Here is a 19,160-nt window from a genome sequence, read left to right as displayed (position 1 = left end):
CGCAATGCGCTTTTCTTCTTCCATGATTTCGGGGACAATCCCGTCATAACAATGAGAAACGGCGGCCCGAACGAGGCCACTGCGAGGGAGGAATTTCGATGTCGCGATACGGGCTGAAGACAATCGCGTTTGCCGCCATGCATACCATCGTGAGCGCGTTGCTCGCAACCGCCGCCGGTGCGCAGGACTATCCCACCAAACCGGTGACGCTGATCGTGCCGTGGCCGGCCGGCGGATCGACCGACATCTCGATGCGCGCGATCGCCGACAGCGCCTCCAAGGTCCTGGGGCAGCCGATCGTGATCGACAACAAGGCGGGCGGCGGCGGCACGGTCGGACCTGCCACCATGGCCGCGGCCGCGAAGCCGGACGGCTACACCATCTCACAGCTTCCGATCACCGTCTTCCGCCTGCCCCTGATGCAGGAGGTGTCGTGGGATCCGGCAAAAGATTTTACCTACATCATTCATCTCACCGGCTACACCTTCGGCGTAACCACCAGCGCGGAGTCGCAGTTCAAGTCCTGGAAAGACGTGGTTGCGTTCGCGAAGGCAAATCCGGGCAAGGTGACCTACGCGACGCCGGGCACCGGCACCTCGCTTCATATCGGCATGGAGCAGATCGCCGCGATGTCCGGCATCAAGCTCACGCAGGTACCGTTCAAGGGCGGGGCAGAGACCAACGCCGCGGTACTCGGCCAACACACCATGCTGCAAGCCGACTCCACCGGTTGGCGGCCCTTGGTTGACGCCGGCAAGCTGAAGCTTCTCATGGTGTGGACCGGGGCGCGGTCGCCGAACTATCCTGACGTGCCGACGCTGAAGGAGCTCGGCTATCCCATGGTCTTTGATTCCCCGTTCGGCATCGCAGGACCCAAGGGCATGGATCCCAAGATCGTCGCCAAGCTGCACGACGCCTTCAAGAAGGCGGTCGAGGACCCCGCGGTGGTCGCCACGCTCGCCAAATACGACATGGTGCCGAGCTACAAGAATACCGAGGACTACAGGAAGTTCGTCGTCGAGGTCACGGAGTCAGAGCGCAAGGTGATCGACACGCTCGGGCTTGCGAAGAAGTAGGATTGAGCCACTTTTATGTCCCGGACGCGGTGCAGCGCTTCTCCAGCGCTGCGTCGCGTCCGGCATCTACATTTGCCACGCATCTATGGACCCCGGATCTGCAGCGCACCGCCATAGCATGTCGAAGACGTGCGTGAACGCACTTATGGCGCTGCGCAGCGTCCGGGGAACGGCCGAGAGGGCGTCTATGAACGACAAAACCAACGTCAAACTCCGCCTCAACAACTCCGAACTCTGGGGCGGGTTGATCGGGCTCGCGCTGGGCGGCTTCGTGATCTGGCAGGGCGTTAAGCTCAAGCTCGGCACGATCAACGACCCCGGCTCCGGCTACGTGCTGTTCTACACGGGCATCTTGATGTGCGTGTTCGCGGTCAGCATTATCATTTCGGCCATCACGGAGGGCGGCCCGACGCTGGCCTCACGCTGGGATAATGTGAGCTGGGGCAAACCACTCCTCGTCATCGCCTGCCTCACCGCATTCTCCTTTGCCCTGGAGCCGCTGGGATTCCTGTTATCGTCGATCCCGTTGATGCTGCTCTTGTTACGGTTGATCGATCCCGTGCGCTGGACACTGGCGATCCCGGTCGCGGTGCTGGTGCCGCTCGGGATGTGGTGGGTGCTCGAGCGGGTGCTGCTGATCCAGTTGCCCTCGGGCCTGTTCGGGATGGGTTAGCCGCATGGACACGCTCGTCAACGTCGCGCACGGGTTTGGCGTCGCGCTGCTACCGATCAACCTGCTCTATTGCTTCATTGGCGTCTTCATCGGCACGCTGGTCGGCGTACTGCCGGGCATCGGACCGATCTCGGCGATGTCGCTGTTGCTTCCGGTGACGCTGTCGGGAACGCCGGAGTCCGGCATCATCATGATGGCGGGCATCTATTACGGCTCGATGTATGGCGGCTCGACCACCTCGATCCTGGTCAACATCCCCGGCGAAGCCGCTTCCGTCGTCACCTGTATCGACGGCCACCAGATGACGAAGCAGGGCCGAGCTGGCCCTGCGCTGGGCATCTCTGCCTTCGGTTCCTTCATCGCCGGCACGTTTTCGCTGGTCGCGCTGATGCTGGTGGCGCCTCGGCTTGCGAGCATTGCGATCGCGTTTGGCCCGGCCGAGTATTTCAGCCTGATGGTGCTGGGCCTCGTCGTGCTCACCTTCCTCACCCAGGGCTCGATGCCGAAGGCGCTGTTGATGGCATGCACCGGTGTCGTGCTCGGACTGATCGGGCTCGACAGCATCACGGCGCAGCCGCGGCTGACATTCGGCCGCATGGAGCTGATCGACGGTATCGGACTCGTCCCCGTCGTGATGGGCCTGTTCGGGGTCGCCGAGGTGCTGCTCAACATCGAGCAGGCGATCAAGCGCGACATCATCAACGCCAGGATTACGCAGCTCCTGCCCACCAAGGCCGATTGGCAGGCGAGCGCCGGCCCGGTCGCGCGCGGCACCTTGCTCGGCTTCCTGCTCGGCATCCTGCCGGGCGGTGGCGCGGTGGTGGCTTCGTTCGCGTCCTATGCGCTGGAGAAGCGGCTGTCGAAAACGCCGGAGCGTTTTGGCCATGGCGCGATCGAAGGCGTCGCAGGCCCCGAATCCGCCAACAACGCGGCAGCCGGCGGCGCGTTCATCCCACTGATGACGCTGGGCATCCCGCCAAACGTGGTGATGGCGCTACTGCTCGGCGCTTTCGTCATCCACGGCCTTCAGCCGGGACCGCTGCTGATCACGCAAAATCCCGGCCTGTTCTGGGGCATCGTCGCCAGCATGTATATCGGCAACGTCATGTTGCTGATCCTCAATCTGCCGATGATCGGCATGTGGGTGCAGCTGCTCAAGCTGCCCTACAACATTCTCTTCCCCCTGATCATCCTGTTCACGATCATCGGCGTGTACTGCTCGAGCAACAACGTGTTCGACGTCTATGTGATGATCGCGTTCGGTATCATCGGCTATTTCATGCGCAAGCTCGGCTACGAGCCGGCCCCGCTGGTGCTCGCCTTCGTGCTCGGACCGATGCTGGAGAACAATCTGCGCAAGTCGCTGATCCTGTCGCAGGGCGACCTCTGGACCTTTGTGCAGCGTCCGATCTCGGCGGCGTGTCTCGTACTGGCGCTGGTGCTGCTGGTCGCGCCGCTGTTGCCGGCGCTGCGCAAAAAGCGCGAGCTGGTGGCGCTGGATGAAGGGGCGTGAGGGTTTTGTCTCAGCCTGCCGCAGGCAGCACGTTATCCGGCGACGCGCTCCACGGACGGTCGGCCGACGCGAGCCCGATCAAACGGCCCTGGATGTAGTCGCAGCCCCAGTCGCGCAGCATGTTTGCGGCCTCTTCGTCCTGCACCCATTCGGCCACCGTCTTGATGTCGAGGCGGCGGGCGAGGTCGATCAGGGTCTGCACGAAGGCGCGGTCGTCGGCGGAATGGGTGATGTTCTGCACGAAGGCGCCGTCGATCTTCACGATATCCACGCCGAGCTTGCGCAGATTGCGGAACGAGGTGTAGCCGGCGCCGAAATCGTCGATGGCGATGCGGCTGCCGAAATTCTTCAGCCGCGTGACGAAGCCGCGTACGTCGTCGATGTCCTGGATCGCGACCGTCTCGGTGATCTCGACGATCAGACGCTCGGCAACACCGGGATGCGCGCGCATCAGCGATTCGATGCTGGCCCACCAGTCCGGATCCATCGTCGTGTCTGGCGAGATGTTGAGGCTGAGGCAGATGTCGGGCGCGGCGGCGAGCTCGGCGACCACGAGCTCAAGCACGCGGTGATCGACCAGGCGGATCAGGCCGAGCCGTTCGGCGACCGGCACGATGTCGGGCGCGAGCAGCACCTGGCCGCCGCCCTGGTCCATCCGCACCAGGCATTCGTGGAACGCGCGCTCGCGCGAGGCGGCCGAGACCACCGGCTCATAGGCGAGCTTGATACGGCGCTCGTTCAGCGCGGTGACGATCTCGTCGGTAACGCGGATGTTGACGCGGCGCTGCGCGTCGCGCGCGGCATCGGGACGCCAGGTCGCGAACGAACCCACACGGCGTTGTTTTGCGGCGTCCAGCGTCTCATGGGCGCGATTGACGGCCTCGTCGGTGTTGCGGGCATAGCGCGGCACGCTGACCGCGCCGATCGAGGCGGTGACCGACACCGGGCCGGATTTGGTCGGCACCACCTCGTCGCGGATGCCGGCGAGGAAGCGCTCGGCGGCGACGTTCATGTCGTCGACGGTGCAGTTCTTCAGGATCAGGCCGAACTTGTTGCCGGAGAAGCGGCCGAGCACATCGCCCCCGCGCAAGCGCGCACGGATGCGCTTGGCGACGTCGAGGATCACGGCATCGGCAACGTCGAAACCGAAGGCATCGTTGACGCGCGCGAGATGATCGATGCCGACCAGCATGAAGGCCGCGGTCGACCGGAAACGGGTTGTCTCCTCGATCGCCTCGGCCAGCGCCGCGATCAGATGCGAGCGATTGAGCTCGCCGGTCAGCGGATCGAGCCGGGCCAGCTTCGTCAGTTCCTCGTCGCGGGCGTGGCGCTCATTGTTGATGCGGACGGAGCCGATCGCGCGCACCGGCCGACCATCGGGTCCCGAGAACCAGCGGCCGGTCTCTTCGATCCAGACCACGGGATCGGCAGCGCTCATGCGCACACCGTACTCGACCCGGTAGGGCGTGCCGTCGGCGCCGTGCACGGCGGAGGTCTGCGCCAGCGCAGCGATCCGCAGCGATTGAGCGGGCTCGATCAGCTTGGCGAATTCGGTGCCGGTGGCCAGCCGCTCGGCGGGAATTCCGGGGAAGATGGCGCTGACCTGCTCACCCCAGACCATGGCATCGCTGGCGATGTCCCAGGCGAACACGGCTTGGCCAAGGGCGGCCAGGATGTCGGAGGCTTGCGGCAATGCGGGGGTCAAAATCGCCTCGTTTCGGGACAGCGGGGAGTCCTGAGTCGGCACAGGATAAAGCCAGATTCGCCATTGACCCTAGGCAAAGTTGATAAACAATTTGGAAACCACGTTTCCTCACGCCGCAGGAACCAAACCGGCCCGTCCGGCATAGGCCTTGCGAGTACATGACACGCACCGGCGCCAGCGTCCCGAAACGCGACAGGCTTGCCGGATCAACGGTGATAGCGATGTTGAGTACGAACCGATCGGACCAGGCGGACAACGGCACGGGCACGGCCCTGGTGCCGCAGCTGCCGATTTTGCAGTGGGTCCACAAGGCGCCGCTGCCGCGCCCCGATCCCAGCTTCGTCACCCAGCTCATCGCCAATGCCGAGAACCTGCCCCAGACGAGCCGGCTCCGCCGTGCGTCTTCCGAGGATGCGCAGGTAGCCTATGGCAGCAAGCATCCGCTTCCGAGCGTCACCGCGCGCACGCGGCAGGTGGCTTGAAGTAGATCAGCGCGGCGCGTCGGGAGACGATGGCGTGCCGTTGCCGGGCTGAAGATCCGGCGAGGGGATTTCCGGCGAGGACGTGCTCTGAACCGGCTTCGGCGCGGGGTGATCGATCAGCACGGATTCGGCGACCGACTGCGCGGAGGGTGCGGATGCGGGCGGCACCGCCGGCGCAGAGACGGGCTCGAACTTGGACTCGACCACCGCTTCATCGGCTGCCACTTCAGCCTGGCGCCTGGCCTTGCGCGATGCCGGCACAGTCTCGGCGACATAGGCGCCGCGGCGGCGCGTGCGCTGGGCGATGCCGCCGAGGAAGTCGGCCATCGCGAGCAGCACCAAAAGGAAATAGGTGGAGTTGCCGAATTTCGGCCACATCACGAATTCGGCCGCAGCCGCGCCGAACACGATCAGCGACAGCAAATGATCCATCAGGAATTTCGAGCCGGGCCGCGCGCCCTTGACCACCTCGAGCAGCAACAGCACGACGCCAAGCGCGAGCATCACGTCGGCGAGTGTGACCGGCCAGGCCTCGCCCGTGATCATCGGAACCTTGAACAGCACGTCCGTAAAGGACACGCTCGGCATCAGGAAGGCGATGATGTTGTAGACCGCGAGCGGGATCAGAAGCAGCGGGAAACCGACCATCGGCGAATGCCTTCTCGATCAAGATATCCAGACAGGACAATGCGGCGGCGAAGCATTCGCTCCGCCGCCGTCACTGTCATATCTCATGGGTTGGCCGAAATCAGGCAGGCGAAATCATCCTGCCTGGGGAAAGGTCCTGAATTCAGGACTCTTTCTTCTTCAGGACCTGACGGCCCTTGTACATGCCGGTCTTGAGGTCGAGATGATGCGGACGACGGAGCTCGCCGGAGTCCTTGTCTTCCACATAGGTCGGCTTTTTGATGGCGTCTGCCGAGCGGCGCATGCCACGACGCGACGGCGAGGTTTTTCTTCTCGGAACGGCCATTTCAATATCCTCTAGGGATTGGTGTTTCGGGGCATCGTCCGCGAGGGGACGGCTCAGCACCCGCAAACCGAGGCGAGCTGAATGCCGGTCAAGGCCGGGCTTATAGAGGAAGGCCGGGCTTAAATCTAGGGTTCTGGGACGGAAAATGCGCCCGAAAAGGACCCGAAATCAGCGATTTTCCCGCCAGCAGGTCGAAAGCGAGCTGGCCTGCGCCCGCGCAACATAGGTCCCGGCCAGCCGCCGGACGCCCGGTCCCGGCGTCCTGGCGCTGCGTTTGACCGGATTCGGCAGGGTTGAGGCCAAAAGGGCGGCCTCCCTGGGGGAAAGACTGGCGGCTGACTTGCCGAAGGCATAGGCGCTGGCCGCCTCCACCCCAAACTGGCCCCGCGGTCCCAGTTCGGCGATGTTGAGGTAGATCTCCAGGATCCGCGCCTTGGGCAGGACCAAGTCGATCCACAGCGCCAGCGGGAATTCCAGCGCCTTGCGGACAAAATCGCGCCCCTGCCAGAGGAACAGGTTTTTCGCCACCTGCTGGGTGATGGTGGAAGCGCCCCGGAACGGGGTGCCGTCCTCCTGCGCGTCGTCGATGGCCTCACGCAGCGCGCCCCAGTCGATGCCGTGATGCTTGCAGAAATGGGCGTCCTCGGCCGCCACCACCGAGCGCGGCAGTGAGGGCGACATCGCCGCCAGATCGATCCACTCCCGCTGCATCGGCGCGGCCCGGAGCGAGCGCCATGCCATCAGCGTCGAAACGGGATGGCCAATGCGGTAGAACGACGCGATCACATAGGGCGCGAGAGCCGCGACCACGAGCACCAGGAGAACGGTTTTGACGACGCGCAAATCAACCTTTCCGGCGCAGAACGTAACGCGGCCACGGGCCCGGCATTAAGTCTGTGATAATTCGGGCGTTTTCCAGCACTTTTTAGGCCTTCCAAACGATTGACTGAGGCGGGCGCATAAAGGATTGTCCCGCCGAATTTTAGTTCTGGAGCCCTTCTTGATGACCGGCACGTCCCCGTCCGATTTCGCCAAACGTCTGGACAAGACCGCTGATGACACCGAGGCGCTGCTCGGGCGCCTGTTGGCGGACGATATCCTGCCCGATGAGATCGCCCGGCCCAAGCGACTGATGGACGCAATGCGCTATTCGAGCCTCAACGGCGGCAAGCGCCTGCGGCCGTTCCTGGTGGTCGAGAGCGCCGCCGTGTTCGGCGTGCCCCGCGAAGCCGCGCTGCTCGCTGGTGCGGCGCTTGAATGCATCCACTGCTATTCGCTGATCCATGACGATCTTCCGGCGATGGACAATTCGGACCTGCGCCGCGGCCGCCCGACCCTGCACAAGAAGACCGACGACGCCACCGCGATCCTCGCCGGCGACGGCCTCCTGACGCTCGCCTTCGACATCATCACCCGCGACGAGATTCATCGGGATGCCAATGTGCGGCTCCTGCTGACGCGCGCGCTGGCGCGCTGCGCCGGCATCGGCGGCATGGTCGGCGGCCAGATCCTCGATCTCGCCGGCGAAGGCCGCTTTGGCGACCGCGAGCCGGTAGACGTGGCGCGTCTTCAGCAGATGAAGACCGGTGCGCTGCTGCGTTACGGCTGCATCGCCGGGGCGATCCTCGGCCAGGCCTCGCAAAAGGAATACCAGGCGCTCGACGATTACGGTCGCGCACTCGGCGAGGCTTTCCAGATCGCCGACGACCTGCTCGACGTCGAAGGCGACGCGGCTGCGCTCGGCAAGCCCTCGGGCCAGGACGCAGCGATGGGCAAGACCACCTTCGTCACGCAACTCGGCCTCGAAGGCGCCAAGCAGCGCGTCCGCGACCTGCTCGCGCGGGCCGACAGCGCCGTGTCGATCTTCGGCGATCGGGCCGCCGTGCTGCAAGCGGCTGCGCGGTTCGTCGCCGAACGGAAGAGCTGATAGCGCTATGGCGAGCGGCAGCAAGGAAGATCTTGCCCTCGCTCGCTTCCGCAAAATGTCGAGGCCGGTGCGCCTGGTGTATGCGCGGCCGCGAACGTTCATATCGCTTGCCGTCGGTATCCTCGTCTGCCTGCTCATACCGGGTTCGTACCGGCTGACGACGCGGCTTGTGCTTGGCTGGGATGCGCTGATCGCAATCTATCTGGTGCTGGTCTACGCGATGATGCTGTGCAACGACCACCAGCACATCCGCCGCGCCGCTGCGATGCAGGACGACGGCCGCTTCGTGATCCTGCTGGTAACGGCGACCGGTGCCTTCGCCAGCATCGCAGCCATTGTCGCCGAACTCGGCGTCCACCGGGGCGCCGCGGAGCTGACCATCGCGATCACCACCATCGCGCTGTCCTGGGCCGCCGTGCACACGACTTTCGCGCTGCATTACGCGCACGACTATTATCGTCACGCCACGCCGGGCGGCCTTCAGTTTCCAAGCGGCGACAAGGAAGACCATGCTGACTATTGGGACTTCGTCTATTTCTCGTTCGTGATCGGCATGACCGCGCAGGTCTCCGACGTCGGCATCACCGACAAGACCATCCGCCGCACCGCCACCGCGCATGGCATCGTGTCATTCATCTACAACACGGCCTTGCTGGCGCTGACGGTGAACATCGCGGCGAGTGCAATCGCGACTTGATCCCGTCGTCCCGGCGAAAGCCCGGACGACCCGGTAGTGTCAGTTACACACCTCGACATTTGCATCGTTGCCGGGGCCGCCGCCGCCGCGATATTCGAGATGGCAGCCGCGGTTGACCGCACGACAGCCGCCGTTATTGCAGAATAGCTGTCCGCCACCTGCGGCGCGGCCGGCGCCGGCCGCAGACGCAATGCCGGCAGCGCCACCAAAGCCGCCCGCCGCACCGGCACCTGCGCCGCCTGCCTGACGACGCTGCCGCACCGGACGGTCTTCGCCGTCGTCGCGTCGCGAGGTCGCGGGCTTGGAAGCCGTGGGCTTTGCGGCACGCTTCTTCTCGCATTCATTGTCGTCGTTCAGCGCATAGCCGTCACGGCAGACGATCCTGGTGCACTTGTCGCCGTCGGCCTTGAAGCCGTGCTCGCAAACCCGCGGACAGACGCGCGACTGTTTTGACTTGACCGTGTCGAGTGCATCGATGCTCGCCACCTTCACGTCGAGCTTGGTGCCGGCATAGCGGTTGAACTGCGACAACGACCGCTGCGCGGACGTCGTCCAGTTGCCGTCGGCAGCACCGGAGAAGCAGCCGACGCGGCCGAGCTCGGTCTGCACCGAGCGGCTGAGATCGGCCGGCGCAGTGGCCGGCGTCAGCGACGCGACGTTGGTGCCGGCAGGGCTCGCCGTGCTGGCGGGCGCAGCACTTGGCGCCGTGGCGGCGAGATTGACGCGTTGCTGCTCGGCAGCGGCCGCCTGCTGCTGCGCCTGCTCCTTGACCTTCTGCGCGGAAAGCTGCACTTGCTCCGCGGCCTTCGCGTCGGCGGCTGCCTTGGCCTGCGCATCCTTCTGCGCACCGACAGCAGCAAGGCGATCGCGCTCGGCCTCGGCCTGCTTCGCCTTCTCGGTGGCCGCCGCATGAGCCTGCTCGGCGCCGATTTTTTCGAGCTGAAGCTTGGCGAGGCTCGAATAGAAACCATCGGGATGCTGGGCGAGGAAGGCATCCCACGCCGGCCTGTTGCCGACCTGCAGCGCGAGCTCGTAATCGCGGCGGATGTCGGCCTGCGGATTCAGCGCAGGCGCTGCCGGAGCCGCAGCGGCGACCTTGACCGGCACCAGCGGCACGTCCTCGCCGCCGAGCGAGCCATAGACGAACGGCTCTTGCTTGTTGCCGGTCGACTTGAGCACGTCGTCACGCACGAAGCCGAAGGCGCGGCGAATGTCGAGGCCCCGTGTCGTCAGATGCTTCGACAGCGCCATGGTAAAGGGGCTGTTGGCGCCATCGCCGTCCTGAGCCGTGAAGCCGGCCTTGGCCGAATAGGCGATCAGCGTGTTGGGGCTGGTCGGCTCGACCTGGGCGAGGCCGCGGCCGATGCCGCGCGAGGCGACCGTGCGCTTCATGGTCTTGCCGAACGGATTGTCACGGCAGGCGTCCAGGATCACCAGTCGAAGCTGCTTGGCCGGTTCGACCGCGACCAGGACGCGGTCGAGGGAGAGCGCCTCGTCAAAGATGTCGGTGTCACGCTCCAGCTTGGCATCGACAGGGATCAGATAGTTCGAGCCTTCGACTTCGATGCCGTGGCCGGCATAGCAGACCACGGCGATGTCGGCATCGCGGGTCCGGTCGGCGAATTCGCGAAGCACGCGCCGGGTGTCCAGCGCCGTCAGATCGTGCCGGGAATCGACGATGTCGAAGCCGGCCTCTTTCAGTGTCCTGACCATCACCGAACCGTCATTGACAGGGTTCGTAAGCGACGGCGCGTGCTGATAGGCCGAGTTGGCGATCACCAGCGCGACGCGCTTCCCGGCCAAAGCGGGCCCGGCGCCAAATAGCAGCGCGACCGCGAGGAGAAGTGGGCAAAGTCTGAGCGATTTGCGCATGACACGACTTCCGGGTTCAGGGCAGTTCGAGCCCCTTTGGGATGGCTTTAGCAGGGTCCGCCGCGGGCGCTTGTGATGGAGGTGGCGCCGGCGGCAGGCCGAAAGACCCCATTTTGTCGCGCCAGTCCGGTCGCGGTTCGCCGAGAAATAGGCGCGCAGCAGGTTCCCTCAGGCATCCCCCACGTGGCCCTGATATTGCGGCAGATTGTCCGTAATCTCGTGCCAGGGCGCCTTCGAGCCCACGAAAATGTGGACGCTCGGTCGGATCGAGGGGGCATCGATCAGGGTTCCCATGGCGACATGGACCCATTTTCCCTCGCGCACCCGGGAATAAAGCAGCGAGCCACAGCGGGCGCAGTGGGCGTCATGGGTGGTCTCGTCGCCGAATATGAGGCGCTGATCTTCACCATGGGCGATGCGCAGCTTGTCCTGGGTTATTCCGGCAAACGGCTTGAAGGCGGCGCCGGTGGTGCGGCGGCAATTCGAGCAGTGGCAGTTCATCGCATAGGAGAATGCGTCCGCCACCTCATAGCGCACGGCGCGGCAGTAGCATTCGCCGATCAGGATACGAGCGTTCGAATTCTCTGATCCGGTCATCACAGTGTCCTCGCGCAAATGGTACGCACTCCCATAGCGCATTTTGATGAGTACGACTAAGTTCGCCCCGAGCCATCATTCAAAGGGATGACCCATGAGCCAGAACCGCGCGAGCGTCGAAGCCGTCGTGCAATCCTATTTCGATGGACTTTACGAGGGCGATGCCGAAAAACTCGGCGCCATCTTCCACCCCTCCGCCGATTTGCGCTGGGTCGAGAAGGGCGAGCTGCAGGTGCTGACCGTGCCGGACTGGCTCGACCGCGTGCGCAAGCGCCCCTCCGGCAAGGCCGAAGGCAAGCCGCGCGAGGATTTCATCATCACCATCGACCGTTCGGACGACAAGACCGCCTTCATCAAGGTCCGGTGCCAGTTGCCGCCGCGTTTTTTCACCGACTATCTGGTGGCGATGAAGCTCGCCGACGGCTGGCAGATCGTGTCGAAGTCGTATCGGTATGACCTGCGGGAGTGAGGGGCTTCCCTCCGGCTCGCCGCTGCCTCCTCCGTCTCGCCTGAAAGTCCCCGATGCTTCTCGACCGCCGTTCGCTGCTCGCCTCGCTGTGCTGGATGGCCACCTCTCCCGCGCTCGCCGCGGACGCGCAGCCTGAGCTCGAAACGTATGAGCGCGAGAGTGGCGGCCGGATCGGGGTCTATGCGGAGAACCTCGCGACCGGCGCAAAGCTCGCATGGCGCGCCGACGTACGGTTCGTCATGTGCTCGACATTCAAGGCTTCACTCGCGGCTTGCGTACTGGCGCGGGTCGATCGTGGCGAGGATCAGCTCGCGGCCATGATTCCGTACGGCAAGGCCGACCTGCTGGAGTACGCACCGGTCGCCAGGCAAAATCTTGCCGCCGGCGCAATGTCGGTCACCGAGATGTGCAAGGCGATCGTCGAGCTCAGCGACAACACCTGCGCCAATTTGCTGCTCGCGCGGATCGGCGGTCCCGCCGCGCTCACCGCCTTCTGGCGGTCGCTCGGCGATAACACCTCGCGACTGGACCACAATGAGCCCGAGCTCAACCGCTCACCGCCCGGCGATCCCCGCGACACCACGACCCCGGCGGCGATGGCGGGCAATCTGCGGCGGCTGGTGACGGGCGCGGCGCTGTCGCCGGCCTCGCGTGCTCAACTCATGGAATGGATGGTGGGCTGCAAGACCGGCGCGAACCGGCTGCGTGGCGGGCTCCCCGCAAACTGGAAGATCGGCGACAAGACCGGCAACAACGGCAAGGACGCCTCTGGCGATATCGCGGTGGTCTGGCCCAAGCCCGATACGAAGCCCGATGCACCGATCCTGATCGCGGCCTACACCCAGGGCGGCACGCCCAACGCTGCGCAGTTCGAAGCCGTGTTCGCGCGCATCGGCCGCATGGTGGCTGAGCGGCTGGCCTGAGCCGCGCCGCATTGACCTTGCGGTTGCTTCCGGCCAAGACAGGCCATGATCGAAGCGAAATTTCAGACCTTTCTCATCCTGCTTGCCGTGTTGGCGGGCACTGCGCTTGTCGCGCGCCGCTTCAACATCGCGCCTGCCATTCTGCTGATGCTCTCCGGTATCGGTCTCGCCTTCGTGCCGGGCATGCCGCCGGTCGAACTGCCGCCGGAACTGGTACTGCTGATGGTGCTGCCGCCGCTGATCTACTCGGCCAGCGTCGCCATGAGCTGGCGCGAGTTCAGGAACAATTTACGCCCGATCGTGCTGCTCGCGGTCGGTGCGGTGATCTTCACCGCGGCGCTGGTGGCGGCCGCCACGCATTATGTGATTGGCCTGCCCTGGGCCATCGGCTTCCTGCTCGGCGCCATTGTCGCGCCGCCCGACGTGGTGGCACCGCTCGCGATCGCGCGCCGGCTGCACATGCCGCGCCGGCTCCTGGTCATCCTCGAAGGCGAAGGGCTCGCCAACGACGCTACCGCGCTGACCCTCTATCGTTTCGCGCTCGCCGCGATCATGGTCGGGCATTTCTCGCTGCCTCTGGCAGCCGGTGAGTTCTTGCTCATCGTCGCCAGCGAGATCGCCTTCGGCATCGGCGTCGGCTGGCTGTCCCTGCGCTTGCGCAAATGGTCCAGGGATCCGCAGGTCGAGCTGACGCTGTCGCTGATCACGCCCTTCGTCTCCTATTGGCTGCCCGAGCACGTCGGCGGCTCCGGCGTGATCGCCACCGTCGCCTGCGGCCTCCATGTGAGCTGGAACGGGCCGCTGCTGATCTCGGCATCGACGCGTCTGCAAGGCATCTTCTTCTGGGACCTCGTGATCTATTTGATCGAGGGCTTGCTGTTCCTGCTCACCGGATTCCAGATGCGCGCGCTCTATGAGAAATCGAAGGCGTTTCCGCTCGACGACATCATGATCGCAACCGCCGTGGTCCTGGTGGTCGTCGTGGGCGCGCGCTTCGCCTGGCTCTATCCCGCGACCTATCTGCCGCGGATGTTCAGCAAGTCGCTGCGCGCCCGCGATCCCTCACCGCCATGGCAATGGCCGTTCGTGCTCGCGTTCACCGGCGTGCGCGGCGCCGTGTCGCTGGCGGCTGCGCTGGCGCTGCCTTTCACGTTGCCGGGCGGCGAGGCCTTTCCGTATCGCGACCTGATCCTGTTCGTCGCCTTCGCCGTCATTTTCGTCACGCTGATCGGAGTCGGCCTCACACTGCCACCGGTGGTGCGCTGGCTCGGCGTCGCGGAAGCCGGTCGCAACGAGCATGTCGCCGAGCACGAGGCCGAGATCGCGGCACGCCGCCAGGCTCTCGATGCCGCCCTGAAGTCGCTCGACGTGCTGACCGAGGAGAAGGAAGTCACGGACGAGGTGATGCGGCTGCTGCGCGCACGCCACGAGATTCGCGTCAACCAGCTACCGGACTCGCTCGATCCCACCCACCACGACGTTTCGGCCGCCGGCACCGCCCTGACGCGTGACCTGATCGAGGCCGAGCGGAAATTCATCCACGACCTGCTGCGCGACGGCCAGATCACCGACGAGACGCGCCGGCGGATCGAGCGGGATCTGGATCTGGAGGAGGCGAGTTTGGCGAACCGGGAGTATCGGGGAGGGCCGCTATAGATTCTCGTCATTGCGCGAGCAATCACCGCCTCTCGCAGAACTCCCTGATCGCCACCGCCACGGCGCCCGCAATCATCTCCTGCCGCCCCGGCGAATTCATCGCCATTTCCTCGTCGCGGTTGATGATCGAGCCAGCCTCGAGCAGCACGGCGGCGCTGCGGGTTTGCGAGAGCACGACGAGCCCGTCATAGCGGTAGACGCCGACATCCTTGTCGAGCAATTGGCGCCGGTAGCGGCCCATCACCGGCAGAGTGTATTGGCTGGCATAGTGCAGATCCTGCTCTTTCAGCTGCCTGCCGATCATCCGGGCCAGCATCAGGCTGGCGGCGAAGTGCGGGTTCCGCTGCGACACGAATAGAGAGTGGCCCGAAAAACGATCGCTGAAATAGCTGTGCGCGCCGTCGAACTCCCAGCTCTCGAGCAGCTTGTCCGGCACCGAATCATGGTGGATCGACAGGAAGAGATCGGCCCGACCGTCATTCGCGGCACTGACCCGCTTGAACAGGCTCGGCCGTGCCTTGCCATCCGTGACGAGCAGGCGGGCTGCGGCGAAGCCTCCAGACTTGAGCTTCGCCGTGATGAGCCTCGCAAGCCGGAAGTTGAAGCCGAACTCCGGATCATTGCGCGCGCTCAACGCGCCGTAGGAGTCCGGCGTGTGCCCGACATCCACGACGATCCTGAATTTCGGCACCTCGCATTTGGCCGGTGATTGCGGCGGCTTGGGCTTCGCATTTTTTCTCGTGATAGCAGCATGACCGGCGTCAGCAGGCGCCAACGATAGCAAGATCGACGCGACGAGCGGCAAGACGAGGCGTGCGATGATGCTGCGCGAATGCCTCAAGCCTTACTCCGCAGCCGCAATCCTGGGACGGCCGACGAATCCCGCGACGTCACCAAAGCGTTCCATCATCACGGCGGGCAAGTCCTTGGCCCTGCTGGTGACGCAGGCGCCCGAGCGCACGGCGTAGCGATCCTGATGCGCAGCCTGCGATGGCGGCTCGCCCTGCTGAAGCGCCCGCGCCAGCTCCATCACGACTTTCCGGAAATGCATGATACCGAGATCGGTCGGGCCGAGATGCTCGCGGGTGCGGCCGGCGATCGGGCCCTGGCTGTCCTGCACGGCGGCGTCCTGTTCGGAGACGCCCTTGATGCCGGTGTAGCTCCTGGTCTTCTGGAGTTTGCGGTCGATCAAATAGTCGTTGCCCTTGTGGCGCAACGGCACGTAATTGTCGTCGACCTCCGCGATCACGCCATTGCCGCGGTCGAAGGCATCACGCTCGGCTTGCGCCAGCGGCCGCTCCGGATTCCAGGCATAGGTGTAGATCCAGCAATTGGTGTCGGTGACGGGCACGAAGGTCTGGCCAAAAATGTTCTCGCCCGGCATCGCGCTCGGCGCATAGGCGTGGAACGGCATCAGGAATTGCGCGATGCGCCAGTAGATGCTGTCGCCGCCGGTGAGACGCCCACCGGCAATCGTCAATCCCGCGTCGTGCGGCTGGATCTTGATCACAGGGCGCGGATCCTCTGCGATCCAACGCATGTGGTCGCTCGACATCCGCGCGATCGGATTCACAAAATGCTTCTTGATGTCCAGAATCTCGTTCACCTCCTTGTCGAAGGAGAGATGGGCGAAAGTGAAATGCGCGGTGTCGATCGAGCCTTCCAGCGCTTGCACCCAGTTGCAGTCCTGCCATTTCTTGCTGACATAGCGGTGCGAGGCCGGCAGCAGCGCCATTTCGAGATCTGGCAATTCGGGCATGACCTCGGCCGGGCCCATATAGGCCCAGATCATCTCGCCCCATTCGCGCACCGGATAGGATTTGATCCGGATGAGGTCTTTGGCGTTGATGTCGGGATAGGAGGTCGGCATGTCGACGCATCGGCCGTCGGTGTCGAACTTCCAGCCGTGATAGACGCAGCGAATGCCGCATTCCTCATTGCGCCCAAGCCAGAGATTGGCGCCGCGATGCGGACAGTACTGGTCGATGATTCCGACAACGCCGCGCGAGTCACGGAACGCGAGCAACTCTTCGCCGAGCACGATGATCTTCTTCGGCTCGCCGTCCGGCTCGGAAAGTTCTTCGGAGAGAGCCACGGGAATCCAGAACCGCCGCAACAGCTCGCCCATTCCCGTGCCGGGGCCCGACTCGGTCAGGAATTTGTTGTCCTCGGCGCGGAGCATGGCTGATCCTCCCGACGTCTTTGTTTTGGCAAGATTGGCGCGGACGCGGGAAGACGTCAACGCGGAACGCAGTGCGTAGGCGGATTAAACCGGCCGCTCGCCCTTCACCGTCACGCGCGTGCCGGAGCGCGTGTGCGGCCAGTAGTCCCACATCGCGCGGTGCTGGGCGCAGCGGTTGTCCCAGAACGCGATGGCGTTCTCGGTCCAGCGGAAGCGGCACTGGAACAGCGGGTTCTCGGCGTGCTGGTAGAGATAGGCGAGCATCGCGTCGCTCTCGTCGCGCGGGATGCCGTTGATGTGGCGGGTGAAGCCGCGATTGACGTAGAGCGCCTTCCTGCCCGTGACCGGATGCGTGCGCAACACAGGGTGCTCGGCGTTCGGATAGGACGGACGGTCAGCCACGCCGTAATTGGCATAGAGCCCACGATAGATCGGCTCGCCGTCGTGCAGCGCGGTCAGGCCGTCGAGATAGGCCTTCATGCGGTCCGACAGCGCCTCGTACGCAGCGTACATGTTCGCGAACAGCGTGTCGCCGCCGCGCGGCGGGCACTGCTTGATGTAGAGGATCGAGCCCATCGGCGGTTCGAGGTCGCAGGACACGTCGGAATGCCAGCCTTCGCCGTTGGCGCGCGGCGAGTTCGCATCCGCGTAGATCTTCATCAGCGCCGGGTCTTCATCCTCATGCGGCGCGGCAGGATGGAAATGCAGTTCGCCGAACTTGCGGCCGAAGGCGAGATGCTGCTGCGGCGTGATGCGCTGGTCGCGGAAGAAGATGACGAGGTTTTCGGCGAGCGCGCGCTGAATCTCGTCCATCTGCCGGTTGGAGCGGGCATCGTCCGAGACCAGCTTGCCGATGTCGACGCCGGATATTTCCGCACCGATGATCGGGGTGAGCTTTTCGACCGCGATGGTTTCGTACGGCGCGCCGTCCTCGGCCGTGTGGCGATAGCGCGGGCCCTGCTTGCCGGCGAGTGAGCTCATGGTGTGCCTCCCGATCATTCTTGATTGGGAACATCGTAGCAATGTAGGGCGGGTTAGCGAAGCGTAACCCGCCAATTCGCACCCACAAAAAATAAGGCGGGTTACGCATTGCTAACCCGCCCTACGATTCCAACTTTGGAAAGACGCCTACTCCGCCGCGGTCACCGGCACCTTGGCGCCCTGACCATAGCGCTGCTCGATGTAGTCGATCACGAGCGCCTTGAAGTCGGTGGAGATGGTCGGGCCGCGCAGGGTCCGGAACTTCTTGCCGTCGACGAACACGGGGGCAGCCGGCGCTTCGCCCGTGCCCGGCAGCGAGATGCCGATATTGGCGTGCTTGGATTCGCCGGGGCCGTTGACGATGCAGCCCATCACCGCGACGTTGAGTTCTTCCACGCCGGGATATTTGGTTTTCCAGGTCGGCATCTCGTCGCGGATGAAACCCTGGATCGAGCTGGCCAGTTCCTGGAACGTGGTCGAGGTGGTGCGGCCGCAGCCGGGACATGCCGCAACCAGCGGCACGAAGGTGCGGAAGCCCATGGTCTGCAACAGCTCCTGGCCGACCTGCACCTCACGGGTGCGGTCGCCGCCGGGCTCCGGTGTCAGCGAGATGCGGATGGTGTCGCCGATGCCCTGCTGAAGCAGGATGCCGAGCGCGGCGGATGAGGCGACAATGCCCTTGGTGCCCATGCCGGCTTCGGTCAGGCCGAGATGGATGGCGTAATCGGAGCGGCTGGCGAGAACCTCGTAGACCGCGATCAGATCCTGCACCGCCGACACCTTGGCCGACAGGATGATGCGGTCCTTGGGCATGCCAAGCTCTTCGGCGCGCGCCGCCGAGAGCAGTGCCGACTGCACCATGGCTTCGCGCATCACCGCGCGCGCATCGCGCGGATTGGCCGAGGCGGTGTTCTCGTCCATCAGCCTGGTCAGAAGCTCCTGGTCGAGCGAGCCCCAATTGGCGCCGATGCGGACCGGCTTGCTGTTCTTGTTGGCGATCTCGATGATGTCGGCGAACTGCGTGTCGCGCTTGTCCTTGAAGCCGACATTGCCGGGATTGATGCGATATTTGGCGAGCGCCTCGGCGCAGGCCGGATAGGCCGCGAGTAGCTTGTGGCCGATATAATGAAAGTCGCCGATCAAGGGCGTGGTGATGCCGCGCTTGAGCAGGCCGTCGCGGATATGCGGGACGGCGGCAGCGGCTTCCTCGCGGTCCACGGTGATGCGGACCATTTCGGAGCCCGCGCGCGCGAGCGCTGCGACCTGGGCGATGGTGCCGTCGATATCGGCGGTGTCGGTGTTGGTCATCGACTGCACGACGATCGGCGCACCGCCGCCGACGGCAACGTCGCCGACCTTGACCTGGGTGGTGTGATGGCGCGGCGCAGGCCCCGCGATGTCGGAATCGATGGTGGTTTCGAGCTTGTTCATGGG

The 19,160-nt window shown here is 64.7% G+C and carries 19 protein-coding genes; 9 read left to right on the top strand and 10 right to left on the bottom strand.

Annotated elements, in window-relative coordinates:
- Positions 1-98: 98 nt before the first annotated feature.
- From IVB27_RS06030 to IVB27_RS06020, 3 genes are all read left to right on the top strand, one after another.
- Positions 99-1,076, top strand: a complete 978-nt coding sequence (locus tag IVB27_RS06030; protein ID WP_247442130.1) for a tripartite tricarboxylate transporter substrate binding protein — start codon at positions 99-101, stop codon at positions 1,074-1,076.
- A gap of 187 nt (positions 1,077-1,263) precedes the next feature.
- Positions 1,264-1,749, top strand: coding sequence for a tripartite tricarboxylate transporter TctB family protein (locus IVB27_RS06025; RefSeq protein ID WP_247351720.1), 486 nt, complete (start codon positions 1,264-1,266; stop codon positions 1,747-1,749).
- Positions 1,750-1,753: 4 nt separating this feature from the next.
- A complete protein-coding gene (locus tag IVB27_RS06020; RefSeq protein ID WP_247442128.1) occupies positions 1,754-3,262 on the top strand; it encodes a tripartite tricarboxylate transporter permease in 1,509 nt (502 codons plus the stop codon).
- Positions 3,263-3,272: 10 nt separating this feature from the next.
- Here the strand turns inward: IVB27_RS06020 and IVB27_RS06015 are convergent, their stop codons facing one another.
- Complete coding sequence (locus IVB27_RS06015; RefSeq protein WP_247442127.1) at positions 3,273-4,967, bottom strand: putative bifunctional diguanylate cyclase/phosphodiesterase; 1,695 nt, start codon at positions 4,965-4,967, stop codon at positions 3,273-3,275.
- Between the two features lie 221 nt (positions 4,968-5,188).
- On the opposite strand from IVB27_RS06015, the gene IVB27_RS06010 reads away from it, so the two are divergent.
- A complete protein-coding gene (locus IVB27_RS06010; RefSeq protein WP_247351715.1) occupies positions 5,189-5,449 on the top strand; it encodes a hypothetical protein in 261 nt (86 codons plus the stop codon).
- A 6-nt stretch (positions 5,450-5,455) separates the two neighbouring features.
- On the opposite strand, the gene IVB27_RS06005 is transcribed toward IVB27_RS06010, so the two are convergent.
- The 3 genes from IVB27_RS06005 to mtgA form a co-directional block, all read right to left on the bottom strand.
- Positions 5,456-6,097, bottom strand: a complete 642-nt coding sequence (locus IVB27_RS06005) for a hypothetical protein (RefSeq protein WP_247442126.1) — start codon at positions 6,095-6,097, stop codon at positions 5,456-5,458.
- A 142-nt stretch (positions 6,098-6,239) separates the two neighbouring features.
- The gene (rpmF, locus tag IVB27_RS06000; protein ID WP_007598106.1) at positions 6,240-6,422 is read right to left on the bottom strand and encodes a 50S ribosomal protein L32; all 183 of its coding nucleotides are present in this window, start codon (positions 6,420-6,422) and stop codon (positions 6,240-6,242) included.
- Between the two features lie 168 nt (positions 6,423-6,590).
- Positions 6,591-7,265: a monofunctional biosynthetic peptidoglycan transglycosylase gene (gene mtgA / locus IVB27_RS05995; RefSeq protein WP_247442125.1), complete on the bottom strand. Its 675-nt coding sequence runs from the start codon at positions 7,263-7,265 to the stop codon at positions 6,591-6,593.
- 160 nt (positions 7,266-7,425) lie between these two features.
- On the opposite strand from mtgA, the gene IVB27_RS05990 reads away from it, so the two are divergent.
- Together IVB27_RS05990 and IVB27_RS05985 are read left to right on the top strand one after the other, a co-directional pair.
- Positions 7,426-8,349 (top strand): polyprenyl synthetase family protein, encoded by a 924-nt coding sequence (locus IVB27_RS05990; RefSeq protein WP_247351710.1) that lies wholly within the window; start codon positions 7,426-7,428, stop codon positions 8,347-8,349.
- Between the two features lie 7 nt (positions 8,350-8,356).
- A complete protein-coding gene (locus IVB27_RS05985) occupies positions 8,357-9,046 on the top strand; it encodes a DUF1345 domain-containing protein (protein WP_247351708.1) in 690 nt (229 codons plus the stop codon).
- Between the two features lie 39 nt (positions 9,047-9,085).
- On the opposite strand, the gene IVB27_RS05980 is transcribed toward IVB27_RS05985, so the two are convergent.
- Both IVB27_RS05980 and IVB27_RS05975 read right to left on the bottom strand, forming a co-directional pair.
- On the bottom strand, positions 9,086-10,918 hold the full coding sequence (locus IVB27_RS05980) for a caspase family protein (RefSeq protein WP_247442123.1): 1,833 nt from the start codon (positions 10,916-10,918) through the stop codon (positions 9,086-9,088).
- Positions 10,919-11,086: 168 nt separating this feature from the next.
- The gene (locus IVB27_RS05975; protein WP_247442122.1) at positions 11,087-11,515 is read right to left on the bottom strand and encodes a GFA family protein; all 429 of its coding nucleotides are present in this window, start codon (positions 11,513-11,515) and stop codon (positions 11,087-11,089) included.
- 94 nt (positions 11,516-11,609) lie between these two features.
- On the opposite strand from IVB27_RS05975, the gene IVB27_RS05970 reads away from it, so the two are divergent.
- From IVB27_RS05970 to IVB27_RS05960, 3 genes are read left to right on the top strand one after another with little or no spacing between them, the layout of a single operon-like run.
- The gene (locus tag IVB27_RS05970) at positions 11,610-11,984 is read left to right on the top strand and encodes a nuclear transport factor 2 family protein (RefSeq protein ID WP_247442120.1); all 375 of its coding nucleotides are present in this window, start codon (positions 11,610-11,612) and stop codon (positions 11,982-11,984) included.
- A 53-nt stretch (positions 11,985-12,037) separates the two neighbouring features.
- Positions 12,038-12,907: a class A beta-lactamase gene (gene bla, locus IVB27_RS05965; RefSeq protein WP_247442118.1), complete on the top strand. Its 870-nt coding sequence runs from the start codon at positions 12,038-12,040 to the stop codon at positions 12,905-12,907.
- 45 nt (positions 12,908-12,952) lie between these two features.
- Positions 12,953-14,563 (top strand): Na+/H+ antiporter, encoded by a 1,611-nt coding sequence (locus IVB27_RS05960; RefSeq protein ID WP_247442117.1) that lies wholly within the window; start codon positions 12,953-12,955, stop codon positions 14,561-14,563.
- A 22-nt stretch (positions 14,564-14,585) separates the two neighbouring features.
- Here the strand turns inward: IVB27_RS05960 and IVB27_RS05955 are convergent, their stop codons facing one another.
- From IVB27_RS05955 to ispG, 4 genes are all read right to left on the bottom strand, one after another.
- The gene (locus IVB27_RS05955; RefSeq protein ID WP_247442115.1) at positions 14,586-15,404 is read right to left on the bottom strand and encodes an N-acetylmuramoyl-L-alanine amidase; all 819 of its coding nucleotides are present in this window, start codon (positions 15,402-15,404) and stop codon (positions 14,586-14,588) included.
- A 3-nt stretch (positions 15,405-15,407) separates the two neighbouring features.
- Positions 15,408-16,745 carry a Rieske 2Fe-2S domain-containing protein gene (locus tag IVB27_RS05950; RefSeq protein ID WP_247442113.1) on the bottom strand — a complete coding sequence of 446 codons (1,338 nt, stop codon included), beginning with the start codon at positions 16,743-16,745 and terminating at the stop codon, positions 15,408-15,410.
- An 84-nt stretch (positions 16,746-16,829) separates the two neighbouring features.
- Positions 16,830-17,726 (bottom strand): TauD/TfdA dioxygenase family protein, encoded by an 897-nt coding sequence (locus IVB27_RS05945; RefSeq protein WP_247442111.1) that lies wholly within the window; start codon positions 17,724-17,726, stop codon positions 16,830-16,832.
- 147 nt (positions 17,727-17,873) lie between these two features.
- Positions 17,874-19,157 carry a flavodoxin-dependent (E)-4-hydroxy-3-methylbut-2-enyl-diphosphate synthase gene (ispG, locus tag IVB27_RS05940; RefSeq protein ID WP_247351692.1) on the bottom strand — a complete coding sequence of 428 codons (1,284 nt, stop codon included), beginning with the start codon at positions 19,155-19,157 and terminating at the stop codon, positions 17,874-17,876.
- Positions 19,158-19,160: the final 3 nt, after the last annotated feature.

This window comes from Bradyrhizobium sp. 197, from assembly GCF_023073375.1.
Taxonomy (GTDB): domain Bacteria; phylum Pseudomonadota; class Alphaproteobacteria; order Rhizobiales; family Xanthobacteraceae; genus Bradyrhizobium.
This window is presented reverse-complemented; position numbering and strand designations above follow the sequence as displayed.